Origin of the sequence: Amycolatopsis sp. NPDC050768 (assembly GCF_040654155.1) — a bacterium.
GTDB lineage: Bacteria > Actinomycetota > Actinomycetes > Mycobacteriales > Pseudonocardiaceae > Amycolatopsis.
Genome location: NZ_JBFAHL010000023.1, coordinates 155,224 through 172,587, shown reverse-complemented (window position 1 = coordinate 172,587; position 17,364 = coordinate 155,224). Strand labels below are relative to the sequence as shown.

Genomic DNA, 17,364 nt, shown 5'->3' with positions numbered 1-17,364 from the left:
CAGGCATGGCGGGGGCGCGGATCGGCATTGGACGGGTATGGCTCGGGCGGCGACGATGGGTGGACCATCACCGCTGGTCAGAGGCGGTGAAATCGAGGAGGACGTCCGTGGGAACACCACGCAGCACCTACGCCCCCACCGATCCGCACGCGTTGAAGTTCCGGCGGGCGTTGCGGCATTTCCCGAGTGGTGTGTCGGTGGTGACGGTCGTCGACGGGGACGGCGGGGTGCACGGGATGACGGCGAGCTCGTTCGCGTCGGTGTCGCTGGATCCGGCGTTGTGCGCGGTGAGTGTGAACAAGCCGGGGCGGATGCATCAGTTGCTGCATGGCACGGATGGGCACTTCGGGCTCAGCATCATGGGCCAGGACCAGGGGGCGATCGCCGATTTCTACGCGCGCCAGCCGTGGAGTGTGGCGGTGGACGTGGAGATGGATCTGCACCACGGGTGCCCGACGGTGGGGGGTGCTCTGGCGTGGTTCGTGTGCCGGAAGTGGGCCGCGTACGACGGCGGGGACCACACGATTTTCGTGGGCGAGTCGCTGGACTACGGGTCGACGGAGCGGGAGGACTTGCAGCCGCTCGTCTGGCACAAGTCGGCCTACCACGACCTCGGTGACCAGCTCGAACGTCCCCGAGTCACGAAGCAGGGCTGAACCGGCGAGTCACCTGCACGGCCTCGGCCACGAGCTTGTCGATCAGCGCGCTCGCCGACGGGGTGGGCTTGCTGGAGGCGGGCATGGTGATGCCGACGCTGTGGCCGATCGGCTCGAGCGACAACGGCAGGCGCGCGATCCCCGGGTCCTCTTCGGTGATCAGGCGCGGCAGCGCGGCCACGACGTCGGTGTCGCGAAGCAGTTGGCGCACGGTGAGGAACGAAGTCGCCTCCACGCGGTTGGCGGGCAGGAGCACCTCGTTGTTGTGGAACAGCTCCTCGAGCTCACGCCGTAGCGCGGTCTCCGGGCCGGGCAGGATCCACGGGTACTCGGCGACCGTCGCGAGGTCCACGGTCTTCGCGCCGGCCAGCGGGTGCGAGGCGCGGACCACGAGGACCACGGACTCGTCGTAGAGCTTGCGGCGGAGGAACCCCTCGTCGGAGATCTGCGTGAGCCGCCCGACGATCAGGTCGAGCCGGCCCGCGCTCAGCTCCACCAGCAGCGACTCGGGCGTCCCGTCGCGCACGGCCACGGTCAGGTTCGGCCGTTCCGCCTTCAACGCGGCGATGGCCCGCGGGAGCAGGACGTTCGAGCCGAACAGGTGTGTCCCGACCACCACGGTGCCGCGTTCGGCGCCGGCCAGCTCCACGACGTGGCGGGCGGCCTGCCGGGCCTGGGCGAGGATCGCGCGCGCGTGCTCGGTGAAGGCCTCGCCGTAGACGGTCGGCGTGAGGCCGCGCGGGCCGCGCTGGAACAGCTCGACCTCCAGGATCTCCTCGAGCTCGCGTAGCCCACGCGTGGCCACGGGTTGGGTCACGTGCAGCTCGGCGGCCGCGCCGACGATCGTGCCGCGTCGCGCGATGGCGTCGAGCAGCACCAGGTGGCGGAACTTCATCCGGCCGTCGAGCAGACGTGGCAGCTCACGAGGGGTCATAACGAGCCACTATAGCCATATGCACATATCAACTTAAGGCTTTGGCATTTGTCAGGCATAGCTGGAGGTCGCGACGATGAGCAGGGATCACAGCCACGCGGGAAGGCGGACATGACGGTGCTCAAGAGCTTCGTGGACGGGCGGTTCACCGACAGCGGTGGTGACCTGTTCGACAAGGTCAGCCCGGTCGACGGGACCCTGGTAGCCCAGGTCGAGGAGGCCGACCAGGCGGTGGTCGACCGCGCGGTGCGCGCCGCACGGACCGCCCTCGACGGCGCGTGGGGCCGCACCTCCGACGCCGACCGTGCGCAGGTGCTCAGGAAGATCGCCGAACGCATCGACGAGCGGTTCGACGACCTGCTGGCGGCCGAGGTCGCCGACACCGGCAAGCCGCTCGACCTGGCCCGCCGGCTCGACGTCTCGCGCGCCGCCGCCAACTTCCGGGCCGCCGCCGACACGATCGCGTCGGCCGGGCTCGACTCGTTCCTCACCGAAGGCCCGGCCGGGCGTGCGCTGAACTACGCGCTGCGCAAACCGCTGGGCGTGGTCGCGGTCATCGTGCCGTGGAACCTGCCGCTGTTGCTGCTGACCTGGAAGGTCGCGCCGGCGCTGGCCGCGGGCAACGCCGTGGTGGTGAAGCCGTCGGAGGAGACACCCTCGAGCGCGACGCTGCTGGCCGAGCTCATCACCGAGGCCGGCGCGCCCGACGGCGTGTTCAACGTCGTCCACGGCTTCGGCCCCGGCTCGGCCGGCGAGTTCCTCACGGGCCACCCGGGCATCGACGGCGTCACTTTCACCGGCGAATCCCGCACGGGCTCGGCGATCATGCAAACGGTGGCGCCGCTCGTGCTGCCTGTGTCGTTCGAGCTCGGCGGCAAGAACGCGGCCGTGGTGTTCGACGACGCGGACCTCGGCAAGACCGTCGACGGCCTCGCCCGCTCGACGTTCACCAACACCGGCCAGATCTGCCTGTGCACCGAGCGGATCTACGTGCAGCGCGGCATCTTCGACGAGGTCGCCGCCGGGCTCGCCGAACGCGCCGAGGCCTTGCGCTTCGGCCGCCCGGACGATCCGAACACCACCACGGGACCGTTGATCTCGCGCCAGCACCGCGAGAAAGTCCTCTCCTACTACGAGCTCGCCGAGCAAGAGGGCGCGAAGCTCCTCGCCGGCGGCGGGATCCCGGACCTCGGCCCCGATCTCGAAGGCGGTGCCTGGGTGCGCCCCGCGCTGTGGACCGGGCTGGACAACACCCACCGCGTGCTGCGCGAGGAGATCTTCGGCCCGGTCGCGGCGCTCGTGCCGTTCGACACCGAGGACGAGGCGATCCGCCTGGCCAACGACAGCGACTATGGCCTCGCCGCCGCCGTGTGGACCACGAACCTCGAACGCGCCCACCGCGTCGCGGGCGCCATGCGGGTCGGCATGTCGTGGGTCAACACGTGGTACCTGCGCGACCTGCGATCGCCCTTCGGCGGCAACGGGCTTTCGGGCATCGGCCGCGAAGGCGGCGTGCATTCGCTGCACTTCTACACCCAGCCGACCAACGTGTGCGTGGCGCTGTGAACGCCCGAGTCGACGCGGCGATCGACACTGCGGTCTCCCGCCTGCAGCGGGCCGAGCGTGACCGCACGCCCGTGCAGCCGGTGCGCGACTTCCTCGGCGAAGACGACGTCGACGCCGCCTACGAGGTGCAGCGCCGGATCATCGCGGACAAGGTCGCGAGCGGTCGTCGCGTGGTCGGCCGCAAGATCGGGCTGACGTCGGAGGCGGTGCAGCGCCAGCTCGGCGTCGACCGGCCCGACTTCGGCGTGCTGCTCGACGACATGGTGTTCGGCGACCGCGCGGAGATCCCGCTTGAGCGCTTCTGCCAGCCGCGCGTCGAAGGCGAGGTCGCGTTCGTCCTCGGTGCCGACCTGCCGGATTGCGCCACCGTGGTCGACGTCCTGCGTGCCACGGACTTCGTGCTGCCGGCGATCGAGATCGTCGACTCGCGCGTGGCCGACTGGAACATCCGGATCACGGACACCGTCGCCGACAACGCGTCCAGCGGCGCTCTGGTGCTGGGCACGCGTCCGGTGAAACTGTCCGAAGTGGACCTCGCTGGGCTCGGCATGGTGCTGGAACACGGCGGCGAGCCGATCTCGACCGGCGTCGGTGCGGCCTGCCTGGGCTCGCCCGCCGTCGCCGTCGCGTGGCTGGCGCAGGAAGTCGCCCGCCGCGGCGAGCCACTGCGGGCGGGGGAAGTGGTGCTGGCCGGCGCGTGGGGACCGATGGTGCCCGTGACGGCGCCCGGGAGCTACGTGGCCCGGTTCGAAGACATCGGAGAGGTCCGCGTCGGGTTCACCGCCGGGCCGGACGGAGGGAAACGCGCATGAGCACCCCGGTGGCGATCATCGGGTCGGGCAACATCGGCACCGACCTGATGTTCAAGGTGAAACGGCTTTCGAGCGAGCTCGAAGTCGCGGCGATGGTGGGGATCGACGCCGCCTCCGACGGGCTCGCGCGGGCGCGCCGGCTCGGGGTCGCGACGTCGCACGAAGGTGTGGCCGGGCTCGTCGCCCTGCCCGAGTTCGCCGACATCCGGCTGGTCTTTGACGCGACCTCGGCCGGAGCGCACCGGCACAACAACGCGGTCCTGAGCGCCCACGGCAAGCAGTTGGTGGACCTCACGCCCGCGGCCATCGGGCCGTACGTGGTGCCGACCGTGAACCTCGACGAGCACCTCGGCGCGCCCAACGTCAACATGGTCACCTGCGGCGGCCAGGCGACGACACCGGTCGTGGCCGCCGTTTCGGCGGTGGCACCGGTGGCGTACGCGGAGATCGTGGCGACGATCGCCGCCAAGTCCGCCGGTCCGGGCACGCGGGCGAACATCGACGAATTCACCGAGACGACCGCGCGGGCGCTGGAAACCGTCGGTGGCGCCGGACGCGGCAAGGCGATCATCGTGCTTAACCCGGCCGACCCGCCCATCACCATGCGGGACACGGTGTTCTGTCTCGTCGAGGAATCCGAAGTAGACGAGGCCGCCGTCAGCGCGTCCGTCGAGGCGATGGTCGCGCGCGTGCAGGACTACGTGCCGGGTTACCGCCTCAAGCAGCGGGTGCAGTTCGACCGGGTCGACGAGCCGTTCCTGCCCGCGCTCGGGCGCCCGTTCCGCGGGGTGAAGGTGGCGGTGTTCCTGGAGGTCTCCGGCGCCGGGCACTACCTGCCGGAATACGCGGGGAACCTCGACATCATGACCTCGGCCGCGCTGCGGACCGCGGAACGGCTCGTGCAGGTCGCCGCGGAAGGAGCCCTTCGATGACCGGCAAGCTCTACGTGCAGGACGTGACGCTGCGCGACGGCATGCACGCCATCGCCCACCGCTACAGCGTCGAGCAGGTGCGCACGATCGCCGCCGCGCTGGACGCGTCGGGCGTGGCGGCCATCGAAGTCGCGCACGGCGACGGGCTGGCCGGGTCGAGCGTGAACTACGGCCACGGCGCGGCCACCGACGCGGGCTGGATCACCGCGGCCGCCGAGGTGGTGAAGAACGCGAAGCTCACCACGCTGCTGCTCCCGGGCGTCGGCACGATCGAAGACCTTCGGGCCGCGCGTGACCTCGGCGTCGGCAGCGTCCGCATCGCCACGCACTGCACCGAGGCCGACATCGCGATCCAGCACATCGGCTGGGCCCGCGACAACGGCATGGACGTCGCCGGGTTCCTGATGCTGAGCCACATGAACTCGCCCGAGGACCTCGCCAAGCAGGCGAAGATCATGGAAGACGCGGGCGCGCACTGCGTCTACGTCACCGACTCCGGCGGCCGCCTGACCATGCGGGACGTCGCCGCGCGGATCGACGCGTACCGCGAAGTCCTCGACGCGGACACGCAGATCGGCATCCACGCGCACGAGAACCTGTCGCTGTCGGTGGCCAACAGCGTCACCGCCGTCGAGCACGGTGCCTACCGCGTAGACGCTTCGCTGGCCGGCCAGGGTGCGGGCGCGGGGAACACGCCGATCGAAGCGTTCATCGCCGTCGCCGACCTGCTCGGCTGGGACCACGGCTGCGACCTGTTCGGCCTGCAGGACGCCGCCGAGGACCTCGTCCGTCCACTTCAGACTCGCCCGGTGCGCGTGGACCGCGAGACGCTGACGCTGGGCTACGCCGGCGTCTACTCCAGCTTCCTCCTCCACGCCGAACGCGTCGCCGGCCGCTACGACCTCGACGTCCGCGCGATCCTCCTCGAAGCCGGCAAGCGCGGCCTCGTCGGCGGCCAGGAAGACATGCTGGTCGACGTCGCGCTCGACCTCGTGGCCACTCGAGAGGCGGCCCCGGCATGATCGAGGACTTCGCGGCGCGGCTCGACGAAGCCGCCACCACCCGCAAGCCGTGCGCACAGCTGTCCACGGACCACGAACTGTCGCTGGACGACGCCTACGCCGTCCAGCGGGAGCTGGTCGAACGCCGCATCTCCCGGGGCGAGCGCCACTTCGGCGTCAAGCTCGGCTTCACCAGCAAGGCGAAGGCCGCGCAGATGGGCGTCGACGACGTGATCATCGGCCGCCTCACCTCGGGCATGGTCCTGGCCGACGGCGACGAGCTCGATCTGAACACCCTCATCCATCCTCGCGCCGAGCCCGAGGTCGCGTTCCGGCTGAGCCGCGACGTCGAGCCGGGCGAAGTGCCGGGCCCCGACCTCGTGGACGCCGTCGCCCCCGCGATCGAGGTGATCGACTCCCGCTACCGCGACTTCAAGTTCTCCCTCGCCGACGTGGTCGCCGACAACACCTCGGCCGCCGCGTTCGTGCTCGGCCACTGGCAGCCGCTGAAAGCCGGCCTCGACAACCGCGGCGTGGTGTTCGAAGTGGACGGACGCATCGCCGGCGCCGGCTCGACCGCTGCCATCCTCGGCGACCCGCTGCGTGCCATTCCCGCCGCCGTCCGCATGGCTCAGCGCTATGGCCTCCCGCTCACCGCGGGCACGGTCCTGCTGGCCGGCGCGGCAACTCCCGCGGTCGCGCTCACGGCAGGCACCCACGTCAGCGCCACCGTCTCCGGCCTCGGCCGGGCCCGCTTCTCCGTCGCAGAACAGGGAGAACCCCGATGACCGAAGCCAAAACGCTCGCGGACAAGGCCAAACCCCGCGGCCGCTTCCCCCACGTGAAACGCGCCGGCGACTTCGTGTTCGTCTCCGGCACGAGCAGCCGCCTGCCGGACAACACGTTCGCCGGCGCCGAGGCCGACGAGTTCGGCACCACGACGCTCGACATCCGCGTGCAGACCGCCGCCGTGCTCGACAACATCGCCGACATCCTCGGCTCTGTCGGCGCGAGCCTCGCCGACGTCGTGCAGGTCACCAGCTACCTGGTCAGCATGAACGACTTCGGCGGCTACAACGAGGTCTACGGCCGCTACTTCGACGAGAACGGCCCGACGCGCACCACCGTCGCCGTGCACCAGCTGCCGCACCCGCACCTGCTCATCGAGATCCAGGCCGTCGCCCACGTGCCGAGCGAACGCACCGAAAGGAACTGATCACCGTGACCGACATCAATCCCGTCTTCAACTTCGCCGCGTGGGTCTCCGAACACCAGCACCTGCTCAAGCCGCCGGTCAACAACAAGCAGATGTGGGAACGCACGGGCGACTTCATCGTGCAGGTCGTCGGCGGGCCCAACCAGCGGACCGACTTCCACGTCGACCCGTACGAGGAGTGGTTCTACCAGGTCAAGGGCAACATGCACGTCAACGTCATGTCCGACAAGGGCCAGCAGACGGTCCACGTGCGCGAGGGCGACATGTGGCTGCTGCCCGGCAATGTGCCGCATTCGCCGCAGCGTCCCGAGGCTGGCTCGATCGGTGTCGTGATCGAGCGCGTCCGCGAAGAGGGCACGCTGGAGAGGTTCCAGTGGTACTGCCTCAACTGCGAACACCTCGTGCACGAGGTCGAACTGCAGGTGCGTGACATCGTGGAGGACCTGCCGCCGGTGTTCGAGCAGTTCTACAACGACGAGTCCCTGCGCAAGTGCGCCAACTGCGGCACGGTGCACCCCGGAAGGTCCGCGCTCTGATGCCACAGGTGATCGACGTCCACACGCACTACGTCCCGCGCGGCTGGCCGCAGCTGGGCGCAGACGGCACGGGCCAGGAGAGCACTCTGCCGTGGCTGCGCGTCGAGAACGAGCGCGAGGCGACCATCATGGTCGGCTCGCGCGAGTTCCGGCGCATCCTCGCCAACTGCTGGGACGCCGGCGAGCGGCTGCGTGAGATGGGCGAGGACCAGGTCGACGTGCAGGTCGTCTCGCCGACACCGGTGTTCTTCTCCTACGACCGCACGCCCGCCGAGGCCGTGCGGATCGCGAAGGTCTTCAACGACCTCGCGCTGGAGATCTGCGAGCCGGCCTCCGGACGGCTGCTGCCGTTCTGCCAGGTTCCGCTGCAGGACCCGGATCTCGCGTGCGAAGAGCTCGACCGCTGCCTTGCCGCCGGCCACCGTGGCGTCGAGATCGGCAACCACGTGGGCGATCGCGACCTCGATGACGCCGGCATCGTCATGTTCCTGCAGCACTGCGCGGCCAAGGGCGTGCCGGTGTTCGTGCACCCGTGGGACATGCCGAGCTCGCCGCGGCTGGGCCGCTGGATGTCGCAGTGGCTCACGGGCATGCCCGCGGAGACGCACCTTTCGCTGCTGGCGATGATTCTCGGCGGCGTGTTCGACCAGGTGCCCGAGACGCTCAAGATCTGCTTCGCGCACGGCGGCGGCTCGTTCGCGTTCTGGCTCGGCCGGCTGGAAAACGCCTGGCATGAGCGCCACGACGTGATCGGCGGCTCGGCGAACCCGCCGTCGAGCTACCTCGGCCGGTTCTCCGTGGACAGCGTGGTGTTCGACCCGTCGGCGCTGCGCCTGCTGGTCGACGTCGTCGGCGTGGAGAACATTCTGCTCGGCAGCGACTACCCGTACCCGCTGGGCGAACGGCCGGTGGGCCAGGTGGTGCGAAAAGCACAGTTCCTGTCCGAAGCCGAACGCGACCTGTTGCTCGGCGGCAACGCCGCGCGGTTCCTGTCCCTGCCAGAGGAGGTCACGAGATGACCGCGTACAACTCCTACCTCAAGGCCGACGTGCTGCACACGCTGCAGGAGCCGGTGACCGACCTGGAGGGCGAGCGCTCGTTCCTCGTGGTGTGCCAGGTGCAGGAACTGTACTTCGGCCTGATCACCACCGAGCTGCGCTTCGCCGCGCGGCACTTCCGGGACGGTGAGACCCCTTCGGCCGCGGCGGCCCTGCGGCGAGCGGCGGACCACTTCGTGGGCCTCAACGCGTCGTGGAAATCGCTGGAGTGGATGACCGTCGGCGACTTCCTGCCGATCAAGAACGGCCTCGGTTCCGTCCACGGCAAGTCTTCGTCGCTGCAGTCGTGGAAGTATCGCGAGCTGGTGTTCCTGCTCGGCATCCGCCCGCACGCGCTGGCCGACCCGGTGTCGTCGATGCCGGACGAGCACTCGTCACTGCTGACGACCCTGCGCGAGCCGAGCGTCTACGACGAGGCGCTCGCGCTGCTGAACCGGCGTGGACTGTCCATTCCGGACTCGGTCGTGAAGCGTGACCCGCAGGAGGAACACGAGTTGCACCCCGACGCGGTGCGCGCGTGGACCAAGGTCTTCTACGGCGGCGACCCCGCGCTGGTGGACCTGCGGTTCTGCGGTGAGGCCCTGATGAAGATCGCGGAGGGCTACGCCGAGTACAAGCACCTGCACCTCGTGGCCACGCGCCGCTCGTTCGGCCACCGGCCCGGCTACTACGGCTCCAGCGGCCTCGACTGGCTGGCGCAGACGGCGATCGAGGTGCCGTTCCCCGAACTGTGGTCCATGGACCCGGAAGATTCCTGACTGGAGAAAACCCTTGTCGGACTTGACGATCCTCGCGCTGTCGGGAAGCCTGCGCAAGGATTCCCTCAACACGCGCCTGCTCACGGCGGTCACGCAGCTCGCGCCGCCCGAGCTCACCTTCGACGTCTTCGGTGACCTGGCGGCGATCCCGCCGTTCAACGAGGACGACGAACACCCGGCCCCGCCCGCCGTCGCGCAGCTGCGACGCCGGATCCGCGCGGCCGACGGGGTGCTCATCGCCACCCCGGAGTACAACGCGGCCATGCCCGGTGTGCTCAAGAACGGGCTGGACTGGCTTTCCCGTCCCGTGGACGAAGGTCCGGTGCTGGAACGCAAGCCCGTCGCGATCATCGGCGCTTCGCAAGGGCCGCTGGGCACCATTCGCGCACAGCTGAACCTGCGCTCGGTGCTGCACAAGATGAACGCCGACGTGGTGGGCCAGCCCGAGTTCGTGCTGCCCCACGCCCACCAGGCCCTCGCCGACGGCGAGCTGCCGGCGGGTTCGCCGTCGCCGGCGATCCTCACCGCCGTGGTCGACGGCCTGGTCGACCTGATCGAACACCGGCGTGCCCTGGCCTCGCTCGGTCGGTGAAGCGCTTTCCTCGTCGCCCGAAAAACCCCCGTCCCCTGAACAACGGAGTTCCCCCATGACCCAGTTGTCCCCGCCGCCCCGGCAGATGAGAAAGAACATCCTCGTCAGCGTCGCCGGTTCGGCCATCGAGTGGTACGACTTCTTCATCTACGCGTCGGCTTCGGCGCTGGTGCTGAACAAACTTTTCTTCCCGTCGGTCGATTCCGTCGCGGGCACTCTGCTCGCGTTCAGCACGTTCGCCGTCGGTTTCCTGATCCGGCCCGTGGGGGCGGCCGTGTTCGGGCACTTCGGTGACAAGTTCGGCCGCAAGCCGGCGCTGGTCACGGCCATGATGATCATGGGCGCGGCCACGACGGCGATCGGCTTGCTGCCGTCGTACGCCACCCTCGGTGTGGCCGCGCCGATCCTGCTCGTGGTGCTGCGCCTGGTCCAGGGCCTGGCGTTGGGCGGGCAGTGGGGTGGTGCCGTGCTGCTGGTGACGGAGTGCGCGCCCGAAGGCAAACGCGGGTTCTACGGCAGCTTCGCGCAGCTCGGGGTGCCGATCGCGTTGATCTTCTCCAACGTGATGTTCCTGATTCTCTCCGCCGCGCTGTCGCAGGACGCGTTCCTGGCGTGGGGCTGGCGGATCCCGTTCCTGCTGAGCATCCTGCTCATCGCGGTCGGGCTCTACGCCCAGTCGCGGGCGTCGGAAACCCACGCGGCGCCTTCGGAGGAGCCGGCGCAGCGGCGCGCGCCGCTACTGGAACTGCTGCGCTCGCACCCGAAGCAGATCCTGCTCGCCGCCGGCGCGACCGTGATCAACGGCGGCGCGTACTACCTGCTCACGGTCTACATCCTGTCGTACGCCACGCAGGCCCTGGGCCTTCCGCGTGGCACGATCCTGGTGGCGGTGCTGATCTCCGCCGTTGCCTCGGGGTTGACGATCCCGGCAGCCGCGGCGTTGTCCGACCGCATCGGCCGCCGCAAGGTGTTCCTGAGCGGTGCCGCGGGACTGGCGGTGTGGGGCTTCCCGATGTTCTGGCTCGTGAACACCGGCTCACCCGTGCTGATCACCGTGGCGCTCGTCATCGCGCAGGTCATCTTCAGCCTCACCTACGGCCCGTGCCCGGCGTTGTTCTCCGAGATGTTCGGCGCCCGCGTCCGCTACTCGGGTGTCTCGGTGGGCTACCAGATCGGCGCGGTCGCCGGCGGTGCGCTGGCGCCCATCATCGCGACGTCGTTGTTCGCCGAGTTCCAGACGGCCAACGCGATCGCGTTGTACCTGGCGTTGATGGCCGCGGTGTCGTTCGTGGCGGTGTTCCTGGTCAGGGAATCCGTCCGTCGCAAGAAGACAGTCGCCACCCCGCTCGCCGCCCCGGTGGACTGACGAGCTGCCGGCGGGCGGCGCGCACACCGCGCCGCCCGCCGCGTCTCAGCTCAAGCGCACCAGGGCGCTGCCCTCGGCGGTCTGCTCGCCGAGCTGGTTGCGCGCGGACAACGCGATGAGCACGTCACCGTTGTCCCGCACCTCGGTCACCTTGCCACCACACCAGACGGTGTCGCCGAAGATGTCGGGGCGGCGCAGGCGCACGGAGAACTCCCGCAGCGAACCGGCGTCACCCATCCAGTTCAGCACGGGGTGCGCCATCCAGCCGCACTTCTGCGGGCCGTTGTTGTACGCGCCGGGCATGCCGATCTCCTTGGCCACCTCGGGGTCCTGGTGTCCGAGGCTGGGCAGCACGCGCTCGCTGAAGTACGTGGGGTCGTAGTTGTTCGGCAGCCGCTCCGGCTCCTCGACGGCCCACGTGCGGTACAGCCACGAGATCTCGCCCGCCTTGTAGCCGGGCGAGCCGATGCAGCCGGCGTAGTACGCCGTCATGGTGATCTGGTCGATCGGGCCCTTCACGACCTCGGGCACCACGTCACCGACCTGGACCTCGGCCGGGTTGCGTGGCGCCGTGCCCCGACGTGCCTCCGTGATCGCCCAGCGGCGGATCTCCTCCAGCTCCTCGTCGCGGTAGACGTGCCGGTCGCGGGCCTTGTACGACAACCCGCCCGACGCCGCGGCGCGCGGCACGCGGAACGTGCTGGCCAGCGCCTCGGCCAGCAGCACCCCGTCGCTCTCGCGGCGGTACTCGGTGTGCACGCGCTGGATCGCGAACCGGTCGGCGTGGCGGCCACTGTGGACGGTCACCTTCCCCAGCCGCGCCTTCGGCAGGATCCGGTCGCCGCGGTGGATCGTCTCGTGGAACACCCACTCGGTGCCCGCGTAGATCGGCTGCACGCCGGGGAAACCGAGGCCGACGGCGCCGTCGTAGCTGGAGTACAGGAAGGTCGGCGGGGCGATCACACCGCCGTGCGGGCTCGTCGCCGCGTACTGCTCGTCGTGGAACAGCGGGTTGTGGTCGCCGAGCCCCCAGGCGTAGTGGCGGATGGTGTCCAGCGTCGCCTCGTTGTTCCACGGCTCGACGCGGATCTCCTGGCCTTCGAGCGCTGCCGCCTCCGACAGCATCTCGTCAGTGATCTCGGTGCTGAACTCAAGACGCGTGGTGGCCATTGGTGCTCGCCCTCTCTTCCTCGAAGTCGTTCTCCCAGGCCGCCCACAGCTTGTAGCCGACCTTGCCCCAGCCCGACACGCCCAGCACGAGGAACGCGATCTGCAGCGACTCGCGCAGCTGCTCACCGGTGAGCCCGGCCCGCTTGGCCGCGCGCAGGTGGTTGATCGCGCCGCCGGCGTTGCTCACGGCCAGGTCGAACATGACCAGCAGCAGCTCCTTCATCGCGAGCGAGAGCCCGTCGGCGTGCTGGGTGTAGATCCGCTCGCGGATGTCGGTGTAGTCGCCGGCGAACCCCTCGTCCATCGCGAACATCGTCGAGATGGCGGGCGGGATGTTGCCCAGCGACTCCTGGTAGTGCTGCAACCTGTCTTGTGCGGTCATGCTCTTCCCTTCAGCCTTCATTTCCGCCCGATCGCGTCGATCGCGCGGACCCCGTCCGCCAGCACGAGCACGGGGTTGAGTTCCACAAAGGACACCGGCTGGTCGGCCAGCGCCGTGAACAAGGTGGTGATCGCGGTGTTGAGTGCCTCGACGTCACTCGCCGTCTGGCCGCGGTAGCCGGACAGGAGCACGCCGAGCCGGGACTCACGCAGCGTCGCCAGCCGTTGCCCGGCGGGCCAGCCGTGCCAGAGCACGACCTGATCGTCGAGCAGCTCGGCGTTGACGCCACCCGGCCGGAGCACGGCGGACAGGCCGTACTCCGGGTCGCGCACCACGGCCACCAGCACTTCCTGCCCCGCGCCGACGCCTTGCTGCACCACGACGTCGTCGCCGTGTTCGGCGCACACCTTCGCGACCCGCTCGTACGCTGCCGTCAGGTCGTCCTCGGCGCGCACCACCGCGACGGCGCCGAGCTCGGACCGGTGCGCGATCGTCTGCCCGGCCGCCTTGACCGCGACGGGGTAGCCCCAGCGTCTCGCCGCCTCCGCCGCGGCCTCCCGGTCGGGTGCGGAAACCCAAGGCGCCCAGGGGAAATCCGCGGGGAGCAAGGCGGCGATGTCCGGCAGGCCGAGGTACCCGGTCAGGTCTTCGGCAGGTTCGGCCGCGGCTTGCGCACCCGCGTCACCCGCGAGCAGGCCCAGCGCTTGCACCGCCCGTTCCGGCGTCGGGACCACGGCCACCCGGGCCGCGGCGAGCCGCGCGAGGAGGGCTTCCGGGATCGGGTCGTCCTCGCTGAGGTGACTCAGCACGACGGGGCTCGCGGTGGGGGACCGGGCGGTGAGGACCTCGGTCAGGACCTCACGATCGTGCGCGAGGCTCGATTCGACCGCCACGACGACGTCCGATTCCGGCGCTTCGGACAACGTGGCCACGGTCCGTGCGAACGTCTCGGTCTCGCCGAGGAACGGCACGTCCATGGGGTTGTGCAGCTCGACCCGATCGGCCAGCACTTCCTGCAGCTGCCGCCGCGTCGCCGTACCCAACGCCGGCAGCGACAACGCCGGAGCCTGCTGCACGCGGTCGGCCAGCACCACCGCCCCCGCTCCCGACACCGACGCGGCGGCGATCCGCGGCCGCGCGGGCAGCTCACCGACGACCTGCGCGGTCACCAGGCAGTCGGCCAGCTCGGCGATCCCCGGCACCCGCACGAACCCGGCCTGCTTCAGCACCGCGTGCGAGATGTCGCTGGACCCGACCACCCGCCCGGTGTGCCCGCCGGCGGCGAGCTGTCCGAGGTCGCTGTCGGCGATCTTGACCAGGAACACCCGTTTCCCGGTACGCGCGATGGCTTCCGTGGCCGCGGGCAGCCAGTCGAGGTCGGTGATGGCTTCGAGGAACAGCCCGACCGTGCGCACGTCGTCGCGGGCCAGGACGCCGACGAGCAATTCGAGGGCGCCGACGTCGAACTCGTCCCCGGTGCTGAACCAGTGCGCGATGCCGCCGCCACGGCGCAGGATCGACATGAGCAGCCCGTTGCCGCTCGCGCCGCTCTGCGTGATCATCGCGACCGAACCCGCGCGCGCCGGGCCGCGGCCGAGCACGCTCGAGAAGTTCAGGTGCGCGCCGGAAACCACGCTCATCGTGCCCACGCAGTTGGGGCCGATCACACGCAGCCGCCGGTCGGGCGAGGCCAGGAACCGGTTGAGCTCCTGGCGCGGCGCGCTGTCCGGGCGCTCGAAGCCGCTGCCGATCACGACCGCGACCCGCACACCGCGGCTGTCGAGGTCGTGCAACGCGCTCGGCACTTGGTCGGCGGGCAGGTTGACGATGGCGGCCTCGGCCGCGTCGACGGGGAGGTCGAGCACGGCCGGCACCGCCGGGTAACCGCCGACGACGGAGTGTCGTGGGTTGACGACGAACACGTCGCCCGTGAACCCGTAGCGGCTGAGGTAGGCCAGCGGCCGGCCCGCGGGCTTGGCCGGGTCGGCCGACGCGCCGACGACGACCACACTGCGGGGCGCGGTGACGAGGTCGACGAGCGCGCTCCCGGTGGCGAGCTCCGCCATCACGCGGCCCCGGTCACGGTGCCGGTCCACGCGCGCCGCAGCACGCCCAGCACCGCACCGGCGTCGGGGACTCGCTTGGGGTTGAAGAACAAACCACGGTCCTGCAAGACTTCCCCGGCCACCCGCTCCAGGTCGGACTCGGCGAGGCCGGTGTCCGCCAGCGTCCGCGGCACGCCGGCGCGCCGCTGCACGGTCGCGGCCAGCACCGCCGCGCTGCCCGTCTCTCCGAGCCCTTCGCCGAGTGCGCGGGCCAGGATCGCCTGCTTGGCCTCGGTGTGATCGTGGTTGTACTCGAGGACGTACGGCAGCATCACGGAGTTCGCGACCCCGTGCGGCACGCCGTACGCGGCGCCGAGCACGTGGCAGACGGCGTGGTGCAGGCCGACCCGCGCGTTGCTGATGACCAGGCCGCCGATGGCCGCGGCGGTGAGCGCGTCCTCCAGCAGGTCGACGGGCAGCCGTCCGGTCGCGCCGCCGATCAGGGGCAACGTCTCGGCGAACCGCCGCGCGCCTTCGGCCGCCAGCGCGTCCGTGAACGGCGACGCGGACTTGGAGTACAGGGCTTCGGCGCAGTGGGCGAGCCCGTTCATGCCGGTGGTCAGGAGCAGCTCGGCCGGGACGTCGGTGAACAGTTCGGGGTCGTACACCACCACCCGCGAGGCGACCTTCTGGTCCCAGAACACGCGCTTGATGCCGCGAGCGTCCGTCGCGCCGCCGCCAGGCGTGACTTCCGCGCCCGACAACGTCGTCGGGATGGTGAGCACGGGGATCTTCGGCTGGTTGAGCTGCACGTGCTTCAACACGTCGGGTGGTGTGAACGTGCTGCACTTGGCCTCGAGCGGAAAGCCTTCGGCCAGCAGGATGGAAAGCGCTTTCGCGGTGTCGCTCACGCTGCCGCCGCCGACGGCCACCAGCGCGTCGGGCGGGTCGTCGCGCAGCTGCCGCGCCATCGCCTCGGTGTCGGTGATCGGCGCGTGCGGCGCGATCTTGCCGAACTCGTGCCGGACGTCGAAGCTGCGCAACGCTTCGCGCGTCGCCTGCCCGGCGGCCGACGCGAGTGAACGCGGGCTGCCGACGAGGCACACCGAACGGGCGGACAGAGCGGTGAGCTCGTCCGGCACCGTGGCGATCGTGCCGGCCCCCACGGTGAGCACCTGCCTTGCCTGGTCGTAACGGAACACGCGGTTCAGCTCCTTTCCCCGGGCCGGTCGGTCCGGAAACGCGCCAGTGCGGCTTCGTCGATCTCGAACCCGAAGCCGGGTTCGGCGGGCACCCGCAGCACGCCGTCCCGGATTTCGGGCGGGGTGACCACGAGGTCGCCGTCTAAGTTGAGCAGGTAGGCCAGCTCGGCCGGATGCTGCGCGGTCACGGGGCTGGCGGCGGCGAACGCGGCGCTGGTGTACGTGCCGATCGCCGAGTCGCCCTGGCTGCCCACGATCGCCTGCGCGCCGACGGCCGCGCAGAACTCGCGGATCCGCGTGGACGCGCGAATTCCCGTACGGGCCAGCTTGATGCTGATCATCGTGCAGCGCCGGGCCAGGATCTCGGTGGCGACCTCACGCGGCGTCGTGCAGCTCTCGTCGCCGAGCACGGGCACGGTCGTCTTGGCGACCACGTCGGCGCGCCCGAGCACGTCCTCGGCCGGGCACGGCTCTTCGATCCACGCGAGCCGATGGTCCTTTGTGGACCCCAGAAAGGTCATCGCGTCGGCCGCGGAGTAACCGTGGTTGGCATCGACGTAGATCAACGCGTCGGGGTGCTCCTGGCGCAGCTGAGCGACCAGTCGCACGTCACGGTCGAGGTCCAGGCCGACCTTGACCTTGTAGCTGGTGATGCCGTGTTCCGCGCGCAGTGCCGCGGTCTCGGCCACGACCTCGTCGATCGTGCCCGCGCCGAGGATCGCGGTGCAACGGACCTCCGGTGCGTAGCCGCCGAGCAGGTCGTGGCAGGACACGCCGAGCGTCTTGCCCAGCGCGTCGAACATCGCCAGCTCCACCGCGCCGCGGGCGGTCGGGTTGCCGGCGAGGTGGCGCAGCCGGTGGCCGAGCTCTTCGGTGCCGAGCAGGTCGAGCGACTGCGCGGCCGGCGCGATCATCGTGTCGATCACGTGCGCGATCGACACGGTGGTCTCGCCGTAGATCATCGGCCGGGGGATGGCCTCGGCCAGGCCGACGACACCGTCGGCCGTGCGCACGCGCACCAGCAGGTGCTCGGCGTGGGTCAGCCGGCCCGTCGCGAACTTCACCTCGTGTTTCAGGGGAATCCGGAACGGGATGACGTCGATCGAGGAGATCTTGCTGGTTGTCACCTGTCGCACAC

General features: G+C 70.3%; 18 protein-coding genes. 12 read left to right on the top strand and 6 right to left on the bottom strand.

Annotated features, from left to right (window positions below; translation table 11 throughout):
* Window positions 1–107: 107 nt before the first annotated feature.
* The gene (locus AB0H62_RS44175; protein WP_220244227.1) at window positions 108–656 is read left to right on the top strand and encodes a flavin reductase family protein; all 549 of its coding nucleotides are present in this window, start codon (window positions 108–110) and stop codon (window positions 654–656) included.
* On the opposite strand, the gene AB0H62_RS44170 is transcribed toward AB0H62_RS44175, so the two are convergent.
* Window positions 640–1,590 (bottom strand): LysR substrate-binding domain-containing protein, encoded by a 951-nt coding sequence (locus AB0H62_RS44170; protein ID WP_360592256.1) that lies wholly within the window; start codon window positions 1,588–1,590, stop codon window positions 640–642. The genes AB0H62_RS44175 and AB0H62_RS44170 overlap by 17 nt on opposite strands.
* A gap of 111 nt (window positions 1,591–1,701) precedes the next feature.
* Between AB0H62_RS44170 and AB0H62_RS44165 the strand changes: the two genes are divergently transcribed.
* From AB0H62_RS44165 to AB0H62_RS44115, 11 genes are read left to right on the top strand one after another with little or no spacing between them, the layout of a single operon-like run.
* Window positions 1,702–3,156 (top strand): 2-hydroxymuconic semialdehyde dehydrogenase, encoded by a 1,455-nt coding sequence (locus AB0H62_RS44165; RefSeq protein ID WP_360592255.1) that lies wholly within the window; start codon window positions 1,702–1,704, stop codon window positions 3,154–3,156.
* Window positions 3,153–3,968, top strand: a complete 816-nt coding sequence (locus tag AB0H62_RS44160; RefSeq protein WP_360592254.1) for a fumarylacetoacetate hydrolase family protein — start codon at window positions 3,153–3,155, stop codon at window positions 3,966–3,968. The genes AB0H62_RS44165 and AB0H62_RS44160 overlap by 4 nt, the downstream gene beginning before the upstream one ends.
* The gene (locus AB0H62_RS44155) at window positions 3,965–4,900 is read left to right on the top strand and encodes an acetaldehyde dehydrogenase (acetylating) (RefSeq protein WP_360592253.1); all 936 of its coding nucleotides are present in this window, start codon (window positions 3,965–3,967) and stop codon (window positions 4,898–4,900) included. The genes AB0H62_RS44160 and AB0H62_RS44155 overlap by 4 nt, the downstream gene beginning before the upstream one ends.
* Window positions 4,897–5,922: a 4-hydroxy-2-oxovalerate aldolase gene (gene dmpG / locus AB0H62_RS44150; protein ID WP_360592252.1), complete on the top strand. Its 1,026-nt coding sequence runs from the start codon at window positions 4,897–4,899 to the stop codon at window positions 5,920–5,922. The genes AB0H62_RS44155 and dmpG overlap by 4 nt, the downstream gene beginning before the upstream one ends.
* Entirely contained in the window at window positions 5,919–6,689 is a 771-nt protein-coding gene (locus AB0H62_RS44145) for a fumarylacetoacetate hydrolase family protein (protein ID WP_360592251.1), read from the top strand. Before dmpG ends, AB0H62_RS44145 begins: the two co-directional genes overlap by 4 nt.
* A complete protein-coding gene (locus tag AB0H62_RS44140; protein WP_220244220.1) occupies window positions 6,686–7,117 on the top strand; it encodes a RidA family protein in 432 nt (143 codons plus the stop codon). Before AB0H62_RS44145 ends, AB0H62_RS44140 begins: the two co-directional genes overlap by 4 nt.
* A gap of 5 nt (window positions 7,118–7,122) precedes the next feature.
* Window positions 7,123–7,653 (top strand): 3-hydroxyanthranilate 3,4-dioxygenase, encoded by a 531-nt coding sequence (locus tag AB0H62_RS44135; protein WP_360592250.1) that lies wholly within the window; start codon window positions 7,123–7,125, stop codon window positions 7,651–7,653.
* A complete protein-coding gene (locus AB0H62_RS44130; protein WP_220244218.1) occupies window positions 7,653–8,672 on the top strand; it encodes an amidohydrolase family protein in 1,020 nt (339 codons plus the stop codon). Before AB0H62_RS44135 ends, AB0H62_RS44130 begins: the two co-directional genes overlap by 1 nt.
* Window positions 8,669–9,469, top strand: a complete 801-nt coding sequence (locus AB0H62_RS44125) for a tryptophan 2,3-dioxygenase family protein (protein WP_360592249.1) — start codon at window positions 8,669–8,671, stop codon at window positions 9,467–9,469. The genes AB0H62_RS44130 and AB0H62_RS44125 overlap by 4 nt, the downstream gene beginning before the upstream one ends.
* Window positions 9,470–9,482: 13 nt before the next feature.
* On the top strand, window positions 9,483–10,061 hold the full coding sequence (locus tag AB0H62_RS44120) for an NAD(P)H-dependent oxidoreductase (protein ID WP_360592248.1): 579 nt from the start codon (window positions 9,483–9,485) through the stop codon (window positions 10,059–10,061).
* Window positions 10,062–10,116: 55 nt separating this feature from the next.
* Complete coding sequence (locus tag AB0H62_RS44115) at window positions 10,117–11,427, top strand: MFS transporter (protein ID WP_220244215.1); 1,311 nt, start codon at window positions 10,117–10,119, stop codon at window positions 11,425–11,427.
* A gap of 45 nt (window positions 11,428–11,472) precedes the next feature.
* Here AB0H62_RS44115 and AB0H62_RS44110 read toward each other — a convergent pair whose 3' ends face one another.
* The 5 genes from AB0H62_RS44110 to AB0H62_RS44090 are packed head-to-tail and all read right to left on the bottom strand — an operon-like array spanning window position 11,473 to window position 17,353.
* Window positions 11,473–12,597: a MaoC family dehydratase N-terminal domain-containing protein gene (locus AB0H62_RS44110; RefSeq protein ID WP_220244214.1), complete on the bottom strand. Its 1,125-nt coding sequence runs from the start codon at window positions 12,595–12,597 to the stop codon at window positions 11,473–11,475.
* Entirely contained in the window at window positions 12,578–12,979 is a 402-nt protein-coding gene (locus AB0H62_RS44105; protein ID WP_360592247.1) for a hypothetical protein, read from the bottom strand. Before AB0H62_RS44105 ends, AB0H62_RS44110 begins: the two co-directional genes overlap by 20 nt.
* Window positions 12,980–12,996: 17 nt before the next feature.
* The gene (locus AB0H62_RS44100; RefSeq protein WP_360592246.1) at window positions 12,997–15,075 is read right to left on the bottom strand and encodes an acetate--CoA ligase family protein; all 2,079 of its coding nucleotides are present in this window, start codon (window positions 15,073–15,075) and stop codon (window positions 12,997–12,999) included.
* Window positions 15,045–16,226 carry an iron-containing alcohol dehydrogenase gene (locus tag AB0H62_RS44095; protein WP_360592245.1) on the bottom strand — a complete coding sequence of 394 codons (1,182 nt, stop codon included), beginning with the start codon at window positions 16,224–16,226 and terminating at the stop codon, window positions 15,045–15,047. Before AB0H62_RS44095 ends, AB0H62_RS44100 begins: the two co-directional genes overlap by 31 nt.
* Before the next feature lie 5 nt (window positions 16,227–16,231).
* Entirely contained in the window at window positions 16,232–17,353 is a 1,122-nt protein-coding gene (locus AB0H62_RS44090; RefSeq protein WP_220244210.1) for an enolase C-terminal domain-like protein, read from the bottom strand.
* Window positions 17,354–17,364 lie beyond the last annotated feature (11 nt).

Coding starts and splice junctions, on each gene's coding strand:
- AB0H62_RS44110 (WP_220244214.1), bottom strand. CDS start 12,597: ATGGCCACCACGCGTCTTGAGTTCAGCACCGAGATCACTGACGAGATG.
- AB0H62_RS44145 (WP_360592251.1), top strand. CDS start 5,919: ATGATCGAGGACTTCGCGGCGCGGCTCGACGAAGCCGCCACCACCCGC.
- AB0H62_RS44130 (WP_220244218.1), top strand. CDS start 7,653: ATGCCACAGGTGATCGACGTCCACACGCACTACGTCCCGCGCGGCTGG.
- AB0H62_RS44170 (WP_360592256.1), bottom strand. CDS start 1,590: ATGACCCCTCGTGAGCTGCCACGTCTGCTCGACGGCCGGATGAAGTTC.
- AB0H62_RS44140 (WP_220244220.1), top strand. CDS start 6,686: ATGACCGAAGCCAAAACGCTCGCGGACAAGGCCAAACCCCGCGGCCGC.
- dmpG (WP_360592252.1), top strand. CDS start 4,897: ATGACCGGCAAGCTCTACGTGCAGGACGTGACGCTGCGCGACGGCATG.
- AB0H62_RS44105 (WP_360592247.1), bottom strand. CDS start 12,979: ATGACCGCACAAGACAGGTTGCAGCACTACCAGGAGTCGCTGGGCAAC.
- AB0H62_RS44125 (WP_360592249.1), top strand. CDS start 8,669: ATGACCGCGTACAACTCCTACCTCAAGGCCGACGTGCTGCACACGCTG.
- AB0H62_RS44115 (WP_220244215.1), top strand. CDS start 10,117: ATGACCCAGTTGTCCCCGCCGCCCCGGCAGATGAGAAAGAACATCCTC.
- AB0H62_RS44165 (WP_360592255.1), top strand. CDS start 1,702: ATGACGGTGCTCAAGAGCTTCGTGGACGGGCGGTTCACCGACAGCGGT.
- AB0H62_RS44155 (WP_360592253.1), top strand. CDS start 3,965: ATGAGCACCCCGGTGGCGATCATCGGGTCGGGCAACATCGGCACCGAC.